At 63.2% G+C, this 14876-nt stretch carries 10 protein-coding genes; all 10 read right to left on the reverse strand.

The features are described 5' to 3' along the window. Nucleotides 1-5 precede the first annotated feature (5 nt). Nucleotides 6-3917, reverse strand: coding sequence for a type VI secretion protein IcmF/TssM N-terminal domain-containing protein (locus OCX61_RS12795; protein ID WP_261944139.1), 3912 nt, complete (start codon nt 3915-3917; stop codon nt 6-8). A gap of 21 nt (nt 3918-3938) precedes the next feature. Next, nucleotides 3939-4652: a type IVB secretion system protein IcmH/DotU gene (gene icmH, locus OCX61_RS12800; RefSeq protein ID WP_261944140.1), complete on the reverse strand. Its 714-nt coding sequence runs from the start codon at nt 4650-4652 to the stop codon at nt 3939-3941. After that, complete coding sequence (gene tssK / locus OCX61_RS12805; protein ID WP_261944141.1) at nt 4649-5992, reverse strand: type VI secretion system baseplate subunit TssK; 1344 nt, start codon at nt 5990-5992, stop codon at nt 4649-4651. The genes icmH and tssK overlap by 4 nt, the downstream gene beginning before the upstream one ends. Beyond that, nucleotides 5989-6711 carry a type VI secretion system lipoprotein TssJ gene (gene tssJ / locus OCX61_RS12810; protein WP_261944142.1) on the reverse strand — a complete coding sequence of 241 codons (723 nt, stop codon included), beginning with the start codon at nt 6709-6711 and terminating at the stop codon, nt 5989-5991. Before tssJ ends, tssK begins: the two co-directional genes overlap by 4 nt. 83 nt (nt 6712-6794) lie before the next feature. Then, entirely contained in the window at nt 6795-9398 is a 2604-nt protein-coding gene (gene tssH, locus OCX61_RS12815) for a type VI secretion system ATPase TssH (RefSeq protein WP_261944143.1), read from the reverse strand. Then, nucleotides 9395-10465 carry a type VI secretion system baseplate subunit TssG gene (tssG, locus tag OCX61_RS12820; protein ID WP_261944144.1) on the reverse strand — a complete coding sequence of 357 codons (1071 nt, stop codon included), beginning with the start codon at nt 10463-10465 and terminating at the stop codon, nt 9395-9397. The genes tssH and tssG overlap by 4 nt, the downstream gene beginning before the upstream one ends. Then, the gene (gene tssF, locus OCX61_RS12825) at nt 10429-12261 is read right to left on the reverse strand and encodes a type VI secretion system baseplate subunit TssF (protein ID WP_261944145.1); all 1833 of its coding nucleotides are present in this window, start codon (nt 12259-12261) and stop codon (nt 10429-10431) included. The genes tssG and tssF overlap by 37 nt, the downstream gene beginning before the upstream one ends. Continuing rightward, nucleotides 12261-12743, reverse strand: a complete 483-nt coding sequence (tssE, locus tag OCX61_RS12830) for a type VI secretion system baseplate subunit TssE (RefSeq protein WP_027917415.1) — start codon at nt 12741-12743, stop codon at nt 12261-12263. The genes tssF and tssE overlap by 1 nt, the downstream gene beginning before the upstream one ends. 32 nt (nt 12744-12775) lie before the next feature. Further along, nucleotides 12776-14278, reverse strand: a complete 1503-nt coding sequence (gene tssC, locus OCX61_RS12835; protein WP_261944146.1) for a type VI secretion system contractile sheath large subunit — start codon at nt 14276-14278, stop codon at nt 12776-12778. A 14-nt stretch (nt 14279-14292) separates the two neighbouring features. Next, a complete protein-coding gene (tssB, locus tag OCX61_RS12840) occupies nt 14293-14826 on the reverse strand; it encodes a type VI secretion system contractile sheath small subunit (protein WP_261944147.1) in 534 nt (177 codons plus the stop codon). Between the last annotated feature and the right edge of the window lie 50 nt (nt 14827-14876).

Genomic DNA, 14876 nt, shown 5'->3' on the forward strand with positions numbered 1-14876 from the left:
CAGCATCAGTTCACCCGAGCACTGTCGTTGAGCACACTGAGCGCCTTGACCTGGGCCAGGTCGGTCATCTTCACGCCGCCATAGTTGCGTACCACCAGGCTTACCGGGCCGGCTACCGACTGCCAGGTAAAGCGCTGCTGCACGGTGTCGAGGTCGCTGACGCGGGCACTGTCGTTCATCTTCAACAGGCCCCAGCGGCCGGGGTAGTCGAACACGGTGATGCGCTGGCCCTCCAGGGTGACAACGTCCAGGCGAGCGCCCGGGGCGTTGTTGCTGCCCGGCCAGGCGAAGCGGTTCCAGCTGGTACGGCCGTTGCGGTAATGCTGTTCCTGACCGTCGAGGGTGAAGATGATGTCGGTGTAGCGGGCAGAAGGCTCAAGCATGATCTCGAAGCCGTTCTCCCGATCCGAGAGGCTGGCGATCACCTGGCCTACCGAGCTGGCCTTGTCGATGCTGTCGACCATCTTGGCGTTGACCAGTGGGCTGGTGCTGTTACCGGTGCCAATGCCCAGGCCTTCGCCACCGGCAAGGTTGCCGATTTGATCGCGCTTGAAGGCTGGCAGCAGGCCGCTTTCAGGGTCGACGAAACGCTGCAGGTCCTTGACCGAGGCTTCATTGTTGCTGTTGGCAACAATCGGGTAGCGGTGCGCCATCACTTGCTGCCAAGGGCGTGCCACGTCCTGTGCCCAGGCCTTGGCGATCTGCTGGCCGGCCGGGTCGCGCAAGGTCTCCCAGGTATACTGCAGCGGCGAATTGAACAGGCGCAGGAGGGCGCTGGACAGCTTACCGGCCGAGGTGTCGACGCTGGTTTCGACGTAATTGCGCACCAGGGTGACTTCCGAAGGCTGGCCTTCGAGCGTCTCGCTGATCAACAGCTTGCTGTTCTTGCCAACGTCTTGCGAGCGCTGGATGTTGCTCAGGCGTACCTTGAGCTTGCGCAGCGCGGCCAGATAGCGGTCCATCACCGTGCTGTCGGCGCCTTCGGCATTCTGTGCGGCGAACAGTCGCGAGACCGGTTCGAAGCGCTTTGCCAGGCTGCCGTCATCGACGCGTGGCAGTTGCGTGACAACGTTTTCCACTGCAGCGCCCTGGCTGCTGAACGCGCCTTTGATGCTGCTCCAGAAGCTGTCCTGCGTCGCGCTGGCCGTGGAAGCGGTGACTTGCTTGGGCAGGTCCCAGTTGGTGTTGTGGTTGACGGCGGCGAGCAGGCTCTTCACCGGCGAGTTCTGTACGTCGCTGAGCACCGCCAGGCGCTCATTGGCATTGGCCATGTCGCTGAAGTGACGCACGCCTACGCCTTCGAGCAGGTTGAACCAGGCTTCGGCGTAGTCGGCCTTGTAGCGGGCCAGCAATTCACGCATGAATTTGGCTTTCTGCACCAAGCCGTTGCCGCCTTCACCGTCGAGCACCCAGTCGCTGTCGTTGCGCAGGTCGCCCGAAAGCAGCTTGATCAGCTCTGGCTGCACGTATTCTTCCCAACCCTGGCGGGTGTAGAAGGCCGGCACGGCTTCGGAGGAGAAAAGCTGGTTGCGGCTGTCGGCCGGAACCATGTCGGCCAGGGTCAGGTTCGGATACTGGCGGCCCGACTCAAGTTGCAGGCGCAGGTACTCGCGGTCGACCAGCGAGCTGGCGATCATGAACGAACGCAGGCTCTGGCGGGCATCACTGACCAGTTGTTCGTTGCGGCGCAGGGCCGGTGCCGTGCCCTGTTGCAGGTAGCGCACGTACAGGGCGCTGTTGGCTTCGACAAGCGCCGGGTCGGCGTCATGGCCCTGTGCCTGCGCGGCCTGGGCCCAGGCCCGCGGCAGTTCGGCGGCGACGAAGTCAGCATCCGGATGTTCCTGCGGGCGGGTCAGGATCAGGTACAGCTTCAGTGCGCTGTAAGCTTCGATCACCGAGGCCACCTGCTGCTCGCTGAGGCGCCCGAGACTGTCTTCGGACAGCGACAGGCCTGCGGTCAGTGCGGTGTCTTCGGACGGGTCAGCGCTGGACACCGAGTGTGCCTTATCACGCAGCGCATCGAGGGCGCGGCGGCGGCCGTCCTGGCCTGCCTCGCTGGCAGCGGTTTGCACTTGGCCAGCCAGTTGGGCGCCACTGCGCGGAACGTTGCTGGTCAGCGCTGCTGCGGTCGGTGCGGTGAACACCTTGACACCTTTGCCTGGCCCGGCATCTGCGGCCTGTACCTTCGGCGCTCGGCGCTTGCCGGTTTCGGCCAACGGTGTGCGATCGACGGTTTCGGCGAACTGGTTTAGCGCACGTAGTTGCACTTGCAGCTGCTTGCCGATCGGTTCCAGGGCCTGGGTGCGCAATTGCTGCAGGTAAGCCTGACGCAGCGGGCTGAGCAGCTCGGCGCCGCTGTAGAGGCCAGCGCCCAGTGCCAGCGGCACACCCTGGCTGTCATAGCCCTCGAACTGGCCTAGGTAGTGGCGCAGCTGTTCCATGGCCTGGCCGGATGCCAGGCGTTCGGTCTGGTCGGGAGCCTGTTCCAGTTCGCTCAGCTCGCCGCCAATGGTAGCCAGTACCTGGCGGTTGTTGTGGAACGACACGCCTTCCCAGGCCAGCAGGGCGACACCGGCGAGCGCGGCGGCGCCGGCCAGGGCAGGGGTGAGGGCACGGGTACGACCCTGGCGCGAGTAGTAAAGGCTCAGGTTGCGGTCGGGGAACACCACCTGGCGGAAGGTTTCGGTGATGAAGAAGCTCTTGTCGCCGATCTTGCTGGCGGCCTTGTTCGACGCGGTGCGCTCGCTGGCTTGCAAGGCATAGTGAGCGCCCAGGGCCTCTTCGTAGACCGGTGGCAACTGCTCGTCGGTCTGCAGCGCACTGGTGAAGTACACGCCACGCACTATCGGCGGAGTGCGGCCGTCGGCGCTGCGCTCGAACTGCTCGAGGAAGCCACCGAGCACGCTCGACAGTTCGGCGAAGTAGCTGGGGAACTGCAGCAATTCGACGTTGGCCGTGTTGCCGCCGGCGATTACCTGATGGTCGACATGCTCGCGCACGCTGGCCAGAAGCTGGGCGAAGCTGGTTTCGGCGACGCTGCGCAGGCCTTTGTTGCGCACTTCGGCGAGCGGGAAGGTCATGCCCAGAGGTTGTTGGCGCTGGGCATTGTCCAGGCCGTCGAAGGCTTGGTTGAAGCCTGGCAGCAGGTCGGTCTTGCTGAGCATCAGGTACAGCGGTGGGTTCACCCCTAGGCATTCGCTGTATTCATCAATGCGGCTGACCAGGCGTGCCGCCATGGCTTCGCGCTCGGCCACGGTGGCACAGATGATTTCCGGCAGGCTCACCACCAGCACCAGGCCATTCACCGCAGGCTTGCTGCGCTGCTTGCGCAGCAGCTTGAGGAACGAGGCGAACTCGCTGGCCGAGGCGTCATCGCGCAAGTAGCGGCCAGCGGTGTCGATCAACACAGCTTCGGGGCTGAAGTACCAGTCGCAGTGCTGGGTGCCGCTGTCGAAGCCGCTGGCCTGGGCACCGGCGATCGAGGCCGAGAGCCCGGAGCGGGTCAACAGCGAAGTCTTGCCCGAGGCCGACATGCCGATCACCAGGTACCACGGCAGGTCCGACAATGCCGATGCGCCGCCGCCACCAGCCGAGCGCGCCGAACGCAACATGGCGATCGCGTGCTTGAGGCGTTCGCGCAGCACATGCTGGTCGCGGAACTCCCCTTCGGCGCCCAGCGAACGGTCGACTTCCAGTTGCACCAGGCTCTCGATGTTCTGCTCGGCGCGGATGCGACGGTACTGGCGCAACACGATCAACAACAGGCACACGGCGCTGAAGAGCGTCATCGCCACATACGCTTGCTCAGGCGTGAACTGCCAGCGCGGCAGGGCGAACCAGCAGGCCAGCAGCCCGATGGCCCAGACCACTACCAAGGCAAACCAAAAATTTTTCAAACAGCGCAGTAGTGCTTTCATGTCTTCCTGACCGTACCCGAGTTAAACGCCGAACAGCCGGCGGACCTGCTCTGCCAATGCGGCGACTTCCTTGCCCAGCAACCAGTCGAGGGTCAGGTAGACCGCCCCGCAGACCAGCGCGATGAGCACCAGGTACAACCACAGCGGCACTTCGTAGCGCAGCATCTGCGACACCTGATCGGGCAGCGCCCACTGCGGTGCCAGTGCCTTGCGTGGCACGCGGTGACGGGCGATGTCCTGGCCGAGGGTATTGGCTATGTAGCGCAGCTGGTCTTTCTGCTCGAGGCTGTACTTGCCCTCGAAGCCCAAGGCCAGGCACAGGTGATAAACCTCCAGAACGTCGAGGTTGCGCTTGACGTCGGTGCGCAGGGCCTCGAGCTTGTCGAAGAAGCCCTGGCCGGCCAAGTGCACGCCGAAGTACTGGAACTGCAGCGGGTTGATCTCGATCTGGTTGCGGATTTCGCTGGGGCCGGCGTTGAGCACGCTTTCGTCGAGAAAGGCGCACAACGCGTACTGCACATCCTTGACCTGCTCAACGCTGTAGTTGGCGCGGCGGGCATCGCGTTCCAGGGCCGGGAAGAACTCGTCGACGCCGGCACGCAGGCGCTGTACGTCGGCGACTTTGTTGCCGCGGCGGATCATCAGCGCCATGGTCAAGAAGTCCTTGACCATGTCCTTGAGGGTGGAGGGATGTTCGACGGCGGTCGCGCCGCCCGGCATTACGGCAACAGTCATTTGAGCACCGCCATCAGTTCGAGCTTGAGGTTCTTGAAGGCACTGGGGACGTAGAAGGCGATGGCGTGGGCGCTCATCATGCGTTCATAGACCCGTCCATGGGGTTCGATCGCGAAGTACTGGTTGTCCAGGCGCACCGGGATGGCATTGGGTGTGCGCACGCAGTGGTTGAGCGTGGCGCCTGGCATCGCCGTGTTGACCACCACTTCGATGTCCTCCGGCGAGCCAACCTTGAAGGCCCGCGGTACCAGCTCCAGCACTTGGGCCCCGGGCATGTCGGCGTGCACCGAGATATAGAAGTCGGCGTCGGCCAGGCGTGGATCGTTGAGGCGGCCGACGTAGTAGGACGAACGGGTCTGGTCCAGCGGAATCGGGATGTACTGGTTCGGCACCACGCTGTTGAGCAGCTCGCGCACCAGGCGGTCGAGCTTGAGCAGCGAGGCGGCTGGGTCCTGATGATCGTAGGCCGGGATGTCGTCCAGGCGTCCATTGAGCGAGAAGGTCAGCAGGCTGCCAGCCAGCTCGGCAAGGAAGCGATAAAGCTGCTCCGGGTGCAGGCGCGGGTGTTGCAGCAGGTGGGCAAGGCCCGGATAGGCGCGGTTGACCGTGTACAGCAGCCAGAACAGGCTGACATCGCTGGAGCCGAACTCGGCGATCTGGTCGGCGCGCTCGCGGCGGCGCCCGGACAAGGTCTCGCTCTTGCTCTGCAGCAGCGCCAGCAGGCGCTGGGCGATGGCCAGCAGGGTTTCATGGGCGCCCAGGTGCAAGGCTGGGTGGACGAACTGGCTGTCGACGCTGAACGCGTTGACGTTATTGCGCTGCAAGTGCAGCAGCGGGCAGTAGCTGTAACCATCCAGTACATCGCCATCGACCAGTAGCACCACATTCAGGCGCAGACTGGTGATTTCGTTCTCCAGGTCGCCCTCGTTGAGGTCGGGCAGGGTCGCGAACGCTTTGCGATAGCGTCGAGCGCCTTTGCGCTCGGCACCTTCTTCCAGATAGTTGGCACTGTACGGTTCGGCCAGCTTGAGTGCGGCATACACCTTGATGCCCGAGCCCTGCAACAGGTCCTTGAGGTCACGCGCAGCGGGCAGCGGGTCATGTTGCGGGGCGTCGAACACCGAACCATCGGGGAACACCATGTGCAGGCGGTTGAGTTGCAGCACGCCACTGCTCAGCGCCTGTTCATCGACTTCGAGCGACTGCACGCCCCAGTGGAAGGGCGACGAACGCAAGGTGGCCTGGGCCAGCTGGTGCTGGTGGAACTCGTCCTGATACTGGAAGTGCTGCGGCAGAAGGAACATACCCTCCGACCACATCACGCGGCTCTTGTTGCTCATTGGATACCTTCCAGTGCTGAATCGAACACGTTGGTCATGGCTTTCTTGGCCGATTGCTCGGCGGCATCGCCAGCGGCCTGCTGGGCAGCGTCCAGTGCCTTGGCCTGCAGTTGCTGGGCGACAGTGGGTTCCGTGTCCAGCGGTTGCGCTGGCTGCAGGGTGGCAATGGCTTGCTGGGCTGGCAGCTGGAGCACGTCCTGGCCGCGCTCGGCGGTAATCTGGTTGAGGTCGAGCAGCACGCGCCCGCCCTCGGACGAGAAGAAGATCCCGTCTTTGCGGAAGGCGTCGGCATTGAACGCCATCTTCCAGCGCCCGCCGCTTTCGTCGCGGAAGAACGCGGCCACCGCGACATACCGCGCCTGCTTGGCCAGGGGCCAGTGCTGAATGTTGCCGATGCCCGGCAGTACCACGGTTTCGCGGGTATCGAGCACGGTATTGCCCAGCGCCTGTTCAGGGTGGTCGAGGAGGCTGTCGGCATCGGCGCTGATGAAACGGTCGAGGCTGGTCAACTGGTAGACGCGTGCCACCACCGACAGCGGCGTGCCGGCCACGTCCGGGTTGAGGTGGTTGCCGCCGTCGATGGTCAGCACCACCTTTTCGTCGCTGCTGAACAGCATGTCGCCTGCCCAGGTGTCATCGACGCGCTTGCCAACGCGGTCAGTGATGCCGCAGGCGCAAAGCGCCGACGCCATGATCAATACGCCCAGTAACCTGCCCATTGCCCTGCTCCTGAAATCATGTTCTGGCAGCGCCCGGTTGCCCCGGGCCGCTGCTGATGGTCCTTGTGTCAATGGCCGCCTCTTCACGCCAGGCTGTAGGCGAAGCCGCCGGCCTCGTCCAGGTCGATGCGCAGGCTGTTGATCGGCCGATCCTCGGCCATGCACGCCAGCACCTGTTCGGCCAGCTCCGGCATGAGGCTGCCCGAGAGGATGTTGTCGATGTTGCGGGCACCGCTGTCGACTTCGGTGCAGCGGGCTGCAATCGCCGGCACCAGGGCCGGGCTGAAGTGCAGCTGGGCCTGGTGGTTGCGCTCGAAGCGCTGACGGATGCGCTCCAGCTTGAGGCCGACGATGCGCTCGAGAATGGCGTCCTGCACCGGGTAGTAAGGGACGATGCTCAGGCGGCCGAGGAAGGCCGGCTTGAACACGCCATTGAGCTGGTCGCGCAAGTCGTCGACCAGCTGCGCCGGCGCCGGTACCTGTCCGGCGCCCAGGCATGTGCGCATGATGTGCTCGGTGCCGACGTTGGAGGTGAGGATGATCACGGTGTTGCGGAAGTTGATTTCGCGCCCTTCGCCATCGTCCAGCACACCCTTGTCGAACACCTGGAAGAACAGTTCGAGAACGTCCGGGTGGGCTTTCTCCACTTCGTCCAGCAGCACCACGCTGTAAGGCTTGCGCCGCACCGCTTCAGTCAGTACGCCGCCTTCGCCGTAGCCGACATAGCCGGGCGGTGAGCCCTTGAGGCTGGAGACGGTATGCGCTTCCTGGTACTCGGACATGTTGATGGTGATGACATTGCGCTCGCCACCGTACAGGGTGTCGGCCAAGGCCAGTGCGGTCTCGGTCTTGCCCACCCCGCTGGGACCGAGCAGCAGGAATACGCCGATCGGCTTATTTGGGTCTTCCATGCGCGCGCGGGAAATCTTGATGCGTTTGCCGATCTCGTGCAGGGCATGGTCCTGCCCCAGTACGCGCTCGGCCATGAGCGCCGGCAGGCGTTGAACGGTGTCGATTTCGTCGCGTAGCATCTTGCCAAGGGGGATGCCCGTCCAGCCGGAAATCACTTCACCGATGGTAGCGCCATCGACCAGGGCGTGGACCAGCGGCTCTTCGCCTTGGACATCGGCCAGTTGCACCCGCAGTTCGGACAGGGCCGCACGGTTGTCACTGTCACTGTCACTGGCTTCGCTCAGGGCATGGATCTGCTTGACCAGTTCAAGTTCGCGCTGCCACTGTTGCTCCAGACGCTGCTGGCGCTGGCCCGCCTGTTCGATCTGCTCGTGCAGTTGTGCGAGGCGGCGCTGGTGGTCGGTGCCTTTGCTTTGCTCCTGTTCAAGCAGGCCGATTTCGGCACGCAGGTTGTCTACCAGGCGCAGGCAGTCTTCCAGGCGGCCGGGCTGCGAGGTCTGGCCCAGGGCAACCCGGGCGCAGGCCGTGTCGAGCACACTGACGGCCTTGTCGGGCAGTTGCCGACCGGTGATGTAGCGGCTGGACAGGCGCACTGCCTGGACCAGCGCGTCGTCCATCACCGCCACCCGGTGGTGACTCTGCATTTTTTCCAGCAGGCCGCGTAGCATGTAGATGGCTTGGTCTTCTTCAGGCTCTTCGACCTTGACCACCTGGAAGCGGCGGGCGAGGGCGGCATCTTTTTCGAAGTACTTCTTGTACTCGGCCCAGGTGGTCGCGGCGATGGTGCGCAGTTCGCCCCGTGCCAGTGCCGGCTTGAGCAGGTTGGCGGCATCGTTCTGTCCGGCCTGGCCACCGGAGCCGATCAGAGTGTGGGCTTCGTCGATGAACAGGATGATCGGGTGCACGCTGCGCTTGGTTTCCTCGATCACCGATTTCAGGCGATTTTCGAACTCGCCCTTGATACCGGCCCCGGCTTGCAGCAAGCCCAGGTCGAGGGTATGGATGGCCACGCCCTTGAGCGGCTCCGGCACGTCGCCTTGGGCGATGCGCAAGGCCAAGCCTTCGACCACGGCGGTCTTGCCGACCCCTGCTTCACCGGTGAGGATCGGATTGTTCTGCCGGCGGCGGGTGAGGATGTCGACCATCTGCCGTACCTCGAACTCACGCCCCAGGACCGGGTCGATCCGGCCTTCGCGGGCATTGCGGGTGAGGTCGACGGTGTACTGGTCCAGCGCCGGCGTTTTGCCGGTGCCACGCATTGGGTCAGGGCCGCTGGCGTCGGCCGGCAAGGCCGCAGCCTGCTGGGCCTCGCCACTGGCGTTGGTCAGGGCCGGCAGGTTGGCGCGCAGGTCGTCGGCGTTGATCTTGTCCAGTTCTGCCGCGCTGGCCAGCAGCAGGCGACGCAGATCGGCATCGTCGAGCAGGGCCAGCAGCAGGTATCCGCTACGGATCTTGCTGGTACCGTATTCGATCGAGGCCAGCACCCAGGCGCGTTCGATCAGTTGGGTGATGTGTGGCGAAAGCGCCGGGGTGCGGGTATTGCCAGTCTTGAACCCCTGCAGGGCATCGGCCAACTGTGACTGCAGGCGCTCGACGATCACATCGTAGTGGCGCAGCACAGGCCGCAGGTCGTTGTCATCGCCTTCCAGCAGTTGCAGCAGTACATGTTCGATGTCCACTTCGTAGTGACGCTCGGCCAGGCACAGCGCGGCAGCGCTTTCCGTGGCGCTGCGGCAGGTGTCGTTGAGCTTGGCAAACAGTGACTTAAGGTTCACAGCGAGACCCCATCAAAAGGAATACTAAAAATGCCGCAGCGGGCAGGTTCGACCTGGCTGCCAGGGCGTTTCAGCCAGCCCAGCCAGCCAAGCGCCACGCCGCCTTCACGTCCCAGGCGGGCGACCGGCACAGCCTCGGCCTTGAGCAGTGGTGCCAGTTCGAAGTCCAGACTTGGGCCCAGGTAGAAGCGCACCAGGTCCACGAGCCGGCGATAGTCCTCGGTGCCGGGCTGGAAGCGCCGGTAGTCAGGCAGTTCCAGCGGGCCGATTTCAATCCGCACGCACGACTGGTAGTCCCACACGCGGTTGCCGACCACGCTGCTCTGCCCCAGTCGGGCGTTCTGCTGCCCCAGGCGCGTACATTGCTCGGGTTCGAGCTTCAGCCAGCGCCCGGCAAACGGGCGCAGGGTGAACGGCAGGGCGAAATAGAAGCTGAGCATCGCTTGCAGGTTCTGTGGGTTGCGCGGACGCTGGCTGAACAACCCGGCGAAGTAGCTGAACAGTTCGTGGCGCAGGCCTGAACCCTTGTTGGCGAACTTGCGCGCACGTGCTTGCTCACCGAAGCCCACCATGTTCAGCAGGTAGCGCTCGAAGTCCGAACTGCCTTTGCGTTCGTGCTCGATATGGAACTTGTACTTCTGCCAGGCCTGGTAGAACTGCGCGACCATGCGGTGGGAGAACAGGTCCATGAACGCGTGCGCGGCATCGTCTCGGTGCTGGATGTGACGGTTGATCAGCAGTTCGGTGTACGGTCGAGGCAGTACACCGGACGGCCCGACCAGGCCCATGAAGGTGACCTGCACTTCCGACAGCGGTTGGTCGTTGACGTTGGTGCGTTCGGCGCGCTCGAACTTCAGCTCGCTGACTTCGCTGACCGGAAACGCCAGCGACAGTTGCGAGCGGAAGCGCAGCGGGTCGTCGTGCGGCCGGGTTTCCGGGTCGATACGTCCCGCTCTGCTGTAGTGCAGGCGCAGCAGCCGCACCAGTTGGAAGAATTCGAACCGGTAGGGCTGGGCACGTGCCTGGTCGATCAGACCAGTGGCTGATCGCCGGTTCTGGGTGGCCATTGTACGATTCTCTTTTCCCGCTGGCGGGTGCGTAGGGTCAGTTGGGTAAAGCTGTTGACGGTGCAGTACTGGCCGAAGAAATGGTCCAGGATCTTGCCGAACAGGAACACACCGCTGCCGATGTACTGGCTCTCGTCGAGCTCCAGGGTAATACCCACGCCGCGCACGAAGTTTGGCCGTGGGTGGCCGATGCGGGCGACTACCGGTTCGCTCTTGATCGACAGGATGCCGCTGATCTGCTTGCGCACGGCCAGGCTGCGACGGTAGTTGTAGAGGCTGAGCATTTCCTGCAGCACTTCCTTGCCTTGGCTCACGAGCGACATGTGGTTAAGCGACAGGTGCGAGATCAACCGCCAGATCAGACCGTCGCCCAGTGGCACGCGAGCAGTGGCGGTGGGCTTGCGCAGCAGGCGGATGGTGTCGACCACGCTGTCCTCGTCGAGGCGCAGGTCGCTCTGACTGCCGCCATAGCTGAGCAGCTGCGGCAGGTCCCGGTTGCTGCAGGTCAGGGCGATACTGAGGGTATCGCTGCTGCTGTCGATCAGGTCCAGCTCCCGGTCCACCACGCGAATCACCATTTCCGTGCCACTCTGGCTACCACGCCGTGACGGTTGGCGCCGGCCGATCCAGTAACAGGCATCGGGGCCGAGCTCGCCACGTGGCTCGAAGAAGGGGTTGCACTGGCTGACCTTGTCCCGGCCGGCCAGTTTGCGCACGCGCTGCACGCGGTCGATCGACACCACTTCGGCATTGCCCTGCAGGCGTACATCCGGGGTCACCGGGTATTCATGCTGGGTATGGCTCAGTTTGATCGGCTCGGCCTGCTGCTTGAACAGGTTGATGATCGGCGTGCAGCCCAGCTTGAAATTATGCCGCCCCAGGTTCTGCGCCAGGCGTACCAGGCGCTCGCCGAGCTCGAAGTGGGAAAAATAGAAGTTCAGCTCAATGGCCTGGATGTCACGACCTGCCAGGCTACGCTTGAGTCCGCCAATGTCGAAGAACATGAACTTGTCGGGGAAGATGAAGTAATCGTGCAGCAAGCGGTAGCCGGCAAACGAGCGGGCCGAATAATCCACCAGGCCGTCATCCTGCTCGAAACCGACGGCCTGCAAGGCATCAGCCGGCAGGCCGATCTCTCGGCGCTGGCCGTTTTCGTTGAAGCTGATGGTGGCCTTGGCCAGGTTGTTGAACAGCAGCTCGTAGAGCTGCAGTATCAGCGTGCTCTCACCGTCGAGGAAGAAGCGCAGCGAATGGATGTCAAGCTGGCCGAAATGCACGTCGGTGGTGGCGGCCAGGCCGATCTTCAGGTGCGCCACGAGGTCGGCACTGTGGCCGTTGAACACCGAGCGTTCGAGTTCGGTGAAAGAGGCGTCCTGCACGGCCACGGGCCACAATTGCACCGGGTAGCAGGTGCGGAATCGGCAGGCCACACCCTCGATACTGCGCGAGGTGATTTCGGTGTGGCGGGCGATGTCGTAGCGCGCCGCCAGGGTCGAACGGTTACTGGCGGAAAACTCGGCGATCGAAAGCGCCGGTGTCGGGCGCAGGTAATGTGGGTACAGCACCTCAAGGAAGGCTTCGACGATTTCCGGAAACTCGTCATCGAGTTTCTTGTGAATGCGTGCGGAAAGGAACGAAAACGCTTCGATCAGGCGCTCGGTATGAGGGTCTTCACAGTTGTCCCCCTCGATCAGCAGACGCGAGGCGATTTTCGGGTACTCGCGGGCAAACTCCTGACCGAGAAAGCGCAGGTGCGAGAGTTCCTTTTCGTAGTAGGGCAGCAGATCGTCGAGCATCAGTTGAGGTTCTGCACTTTGTATTCTTGGGTATTGATCTGCAGTACGGCGTCGAACGAGACCTGGCGGGTGGCATCCTGCAAATGCAGCACGGCATCGACCCGGAAGGTCAGCATGCGGTGGCCTACCTGCTGGGTCATCAGTTGTACGCGTACCGCGCGAAAACGCTTGTCACCAACGGTGATGGCTCGTTCAAGCTGGGCCTGGATCAGTCGCCGGTCCTCTGGGTTAAGTACGCCCTTGCTGGTGAAATCGGGCATGCCGTACTCGAGGATGGTGCCGGCCAGCTGCGCATGGCCGCCCAGGCGCTCGGCGACCATGCACTGACGGGTGTTGACCAGCACTTCAAGGTCGCGGATCAGGCTGGCCTTGTAATCGGCCAGGGAGCACAGCCGCCTGGAGACCGCCTCGCTTGCCTGATGAGGGGTGTCATCAAGCAGGCGATCCAACAGTGTTGGCACTAATTGATAGTTACGGCTCATGGGTAAATGGCGCCTTCCTGGCTTGGGTTCGATCAGCTACGGGTGGATTGCGGCAGTTCGGCGACCAGACGCAGCGAGGCGGTCAGTTCGTCAAGCTGGTAGTGCGGGCGCAAGAACGCCACGGCCTTGTAGGCACCTGGCTTGCCCGGCACCTCCACCACTTCGACGCTGGCTTCACGCAGCGGGAATTTGGCCTTGGCCTCCTGGCTGGCGGTGTCGTCGAGCAGCACGTAGTCGGCCAGCCATTCGTTGAGGAACGACTCCACGTCCTTGCGCGAGGCGAAGCTGCCGATCTTGTCGCGCATGATCGCCTTCATGTAGTGGGCGATACGCGAGGTGGCGAAAATGTACTGCAGCTGCGCCGACAGCCGTGCGTTTGCATTGGCGATGTCGGTGTTGTATTGCTTCTGCTTCTGGGTCGACTGGGTGCCGAAGAACGCAGCGTAGTCAGTGCCCTTGCAGTGGACCAGGGGGATGAAGCCCAGGTCTGACAGCTCTTTCTCGCGGCGGTCGGTGATAGCGATTTCAGTCGGGCACTTGAGCGCGATTTCACCGTCGTCGGTCTTGAAGGTGTGGGTCGGCAGGCCTTCGACCAGGCCACCGCCTTCCACACCACGGATCGCCACGCACCAGCCATAGCGGGAGAAGGCATCGGTCACGCGGGTGCCCAGGGCGTAGGCGGCGTTCATCCACAGGTACTTGTTGTGGTCACGGCCATCGACGCTTTCAACGAAGTTGAACTCGTCCACCGGCACGGTATCCGGGCCATAGGGCAGGCGGCCGAGTACGTGCGGCAGGGTCAGACCGACATAGCGCGAGTCTTCGGAGGCGCGGAACGACTTCCACTTGGCGTATTCGACGGTGTCGAAGATCTTCGCCAGGTCGCGCGGTCCGGACATGTCGGTGAACGAGTCCCAGCCGAACAGTTCCGGCGATGCTGCAGAAATGAACGGCGCGTGGGCGGCAGCGGCGACGTGGGAGATTTCCTCAAGCAGGTACATGTCCTCTGGGCTGCGAGTGAACTCGTAGTCGCCCACCAGCATGCCGAAAGGCGCACCGCCGAAGGTACCGTACTCTTCTTCGTAGATTTTCTTGAAGAGAGCGCTCTGGTCGAATTCGGAGGCGGCCTTGAGGTCGCGGACCAGATCCTTTTTCGATGCATTGAGCAACTGGATCTTCAGCGTGGTGCTGGTCTCGGTCTGGTCGACCTGGTACTTCAGGCCGCGCCAGGAGGCTTCTAGCTGCTGGAACTCGCTGGCGTGCATGATCTCGTTCATCTGCTCAGAAAGCATCGCGTCAATTTCGGCGATACGCGCATCGAGTACGGCGATCAGGTCCTTGCTGGGCGTCAGTTCACCTTCCAGCACCTGGCCGACCAGTTCGCCGATCAGGTCGCGGGTGCGACTGCGCTCGGTTTCCGAACGGGCCACGCGGCTTTCGGAAATGATGCTGTCGAGCAGAGATGCCTGGGGCGCGAAGTTCTCGACTTCGACCAGGTCGGATTCCTGTTGGGGCAATGTTTGCTTGTCGGTCATCGTCTGGCTCCTGCTTACTCTTTGCCATCGTCGGCAGGTACGGCGGCTTCGCGACCGAATTCCTTGCCCAGGGTTTTCAGCTTTTCGGTGTTCTGCAGCACGTCCATCAGCAGCTCTTCGAGCTTGTCGTTGCCGCCCATCTTGTTGCGCAGGTCGGCCAGCTTGTTGCGCACTTCCAGCAGCTTGCGCAGCGGTTCGACCTGCTTGACCACGTTCTGTGGCTCGAAGTCTTCAAGGCTGTTGAAGTTCAGTTCGACGCCCAGCTGGGTGCCGTTCTTGGCCAGGGTGTTGTCGACGCGGTAGGTCAGGCGCGGCTTGATGCCCTTGAGCACGCCGTTGAAGTTGTCGCGGTCGATGAAGACGAACTTGCGGTCCTTGAGCTTGGGCAGCGGCTCCAGCGGGTTGCCGGAGAAATCGCCCAGCACGCCGACGACAAAGGGCAGCTCTTTCTTCTCGATGGCATCGCCGATGTCCACGTCGTAGGTGATATGGACCCGAGGCGCGCGAACGCGGTCGAGTTTGTGCTGGGTGCTTTCCTTCTTCGCCATCGTGTTCTCCAGTGCGAGCAATTCGCTGCGAATCATTGCGCCGCCCGCGA

The sequence above is a fragment of the Pseudomonas sp. LRP2-20 genome (assembly GCF_024349685.1).
Lineage (GTDB): Bacteria > Pseudomonadota > Gammaproteobacteria > Pseudomonadales > Pseudomonadaceae > Aquipseudomonas.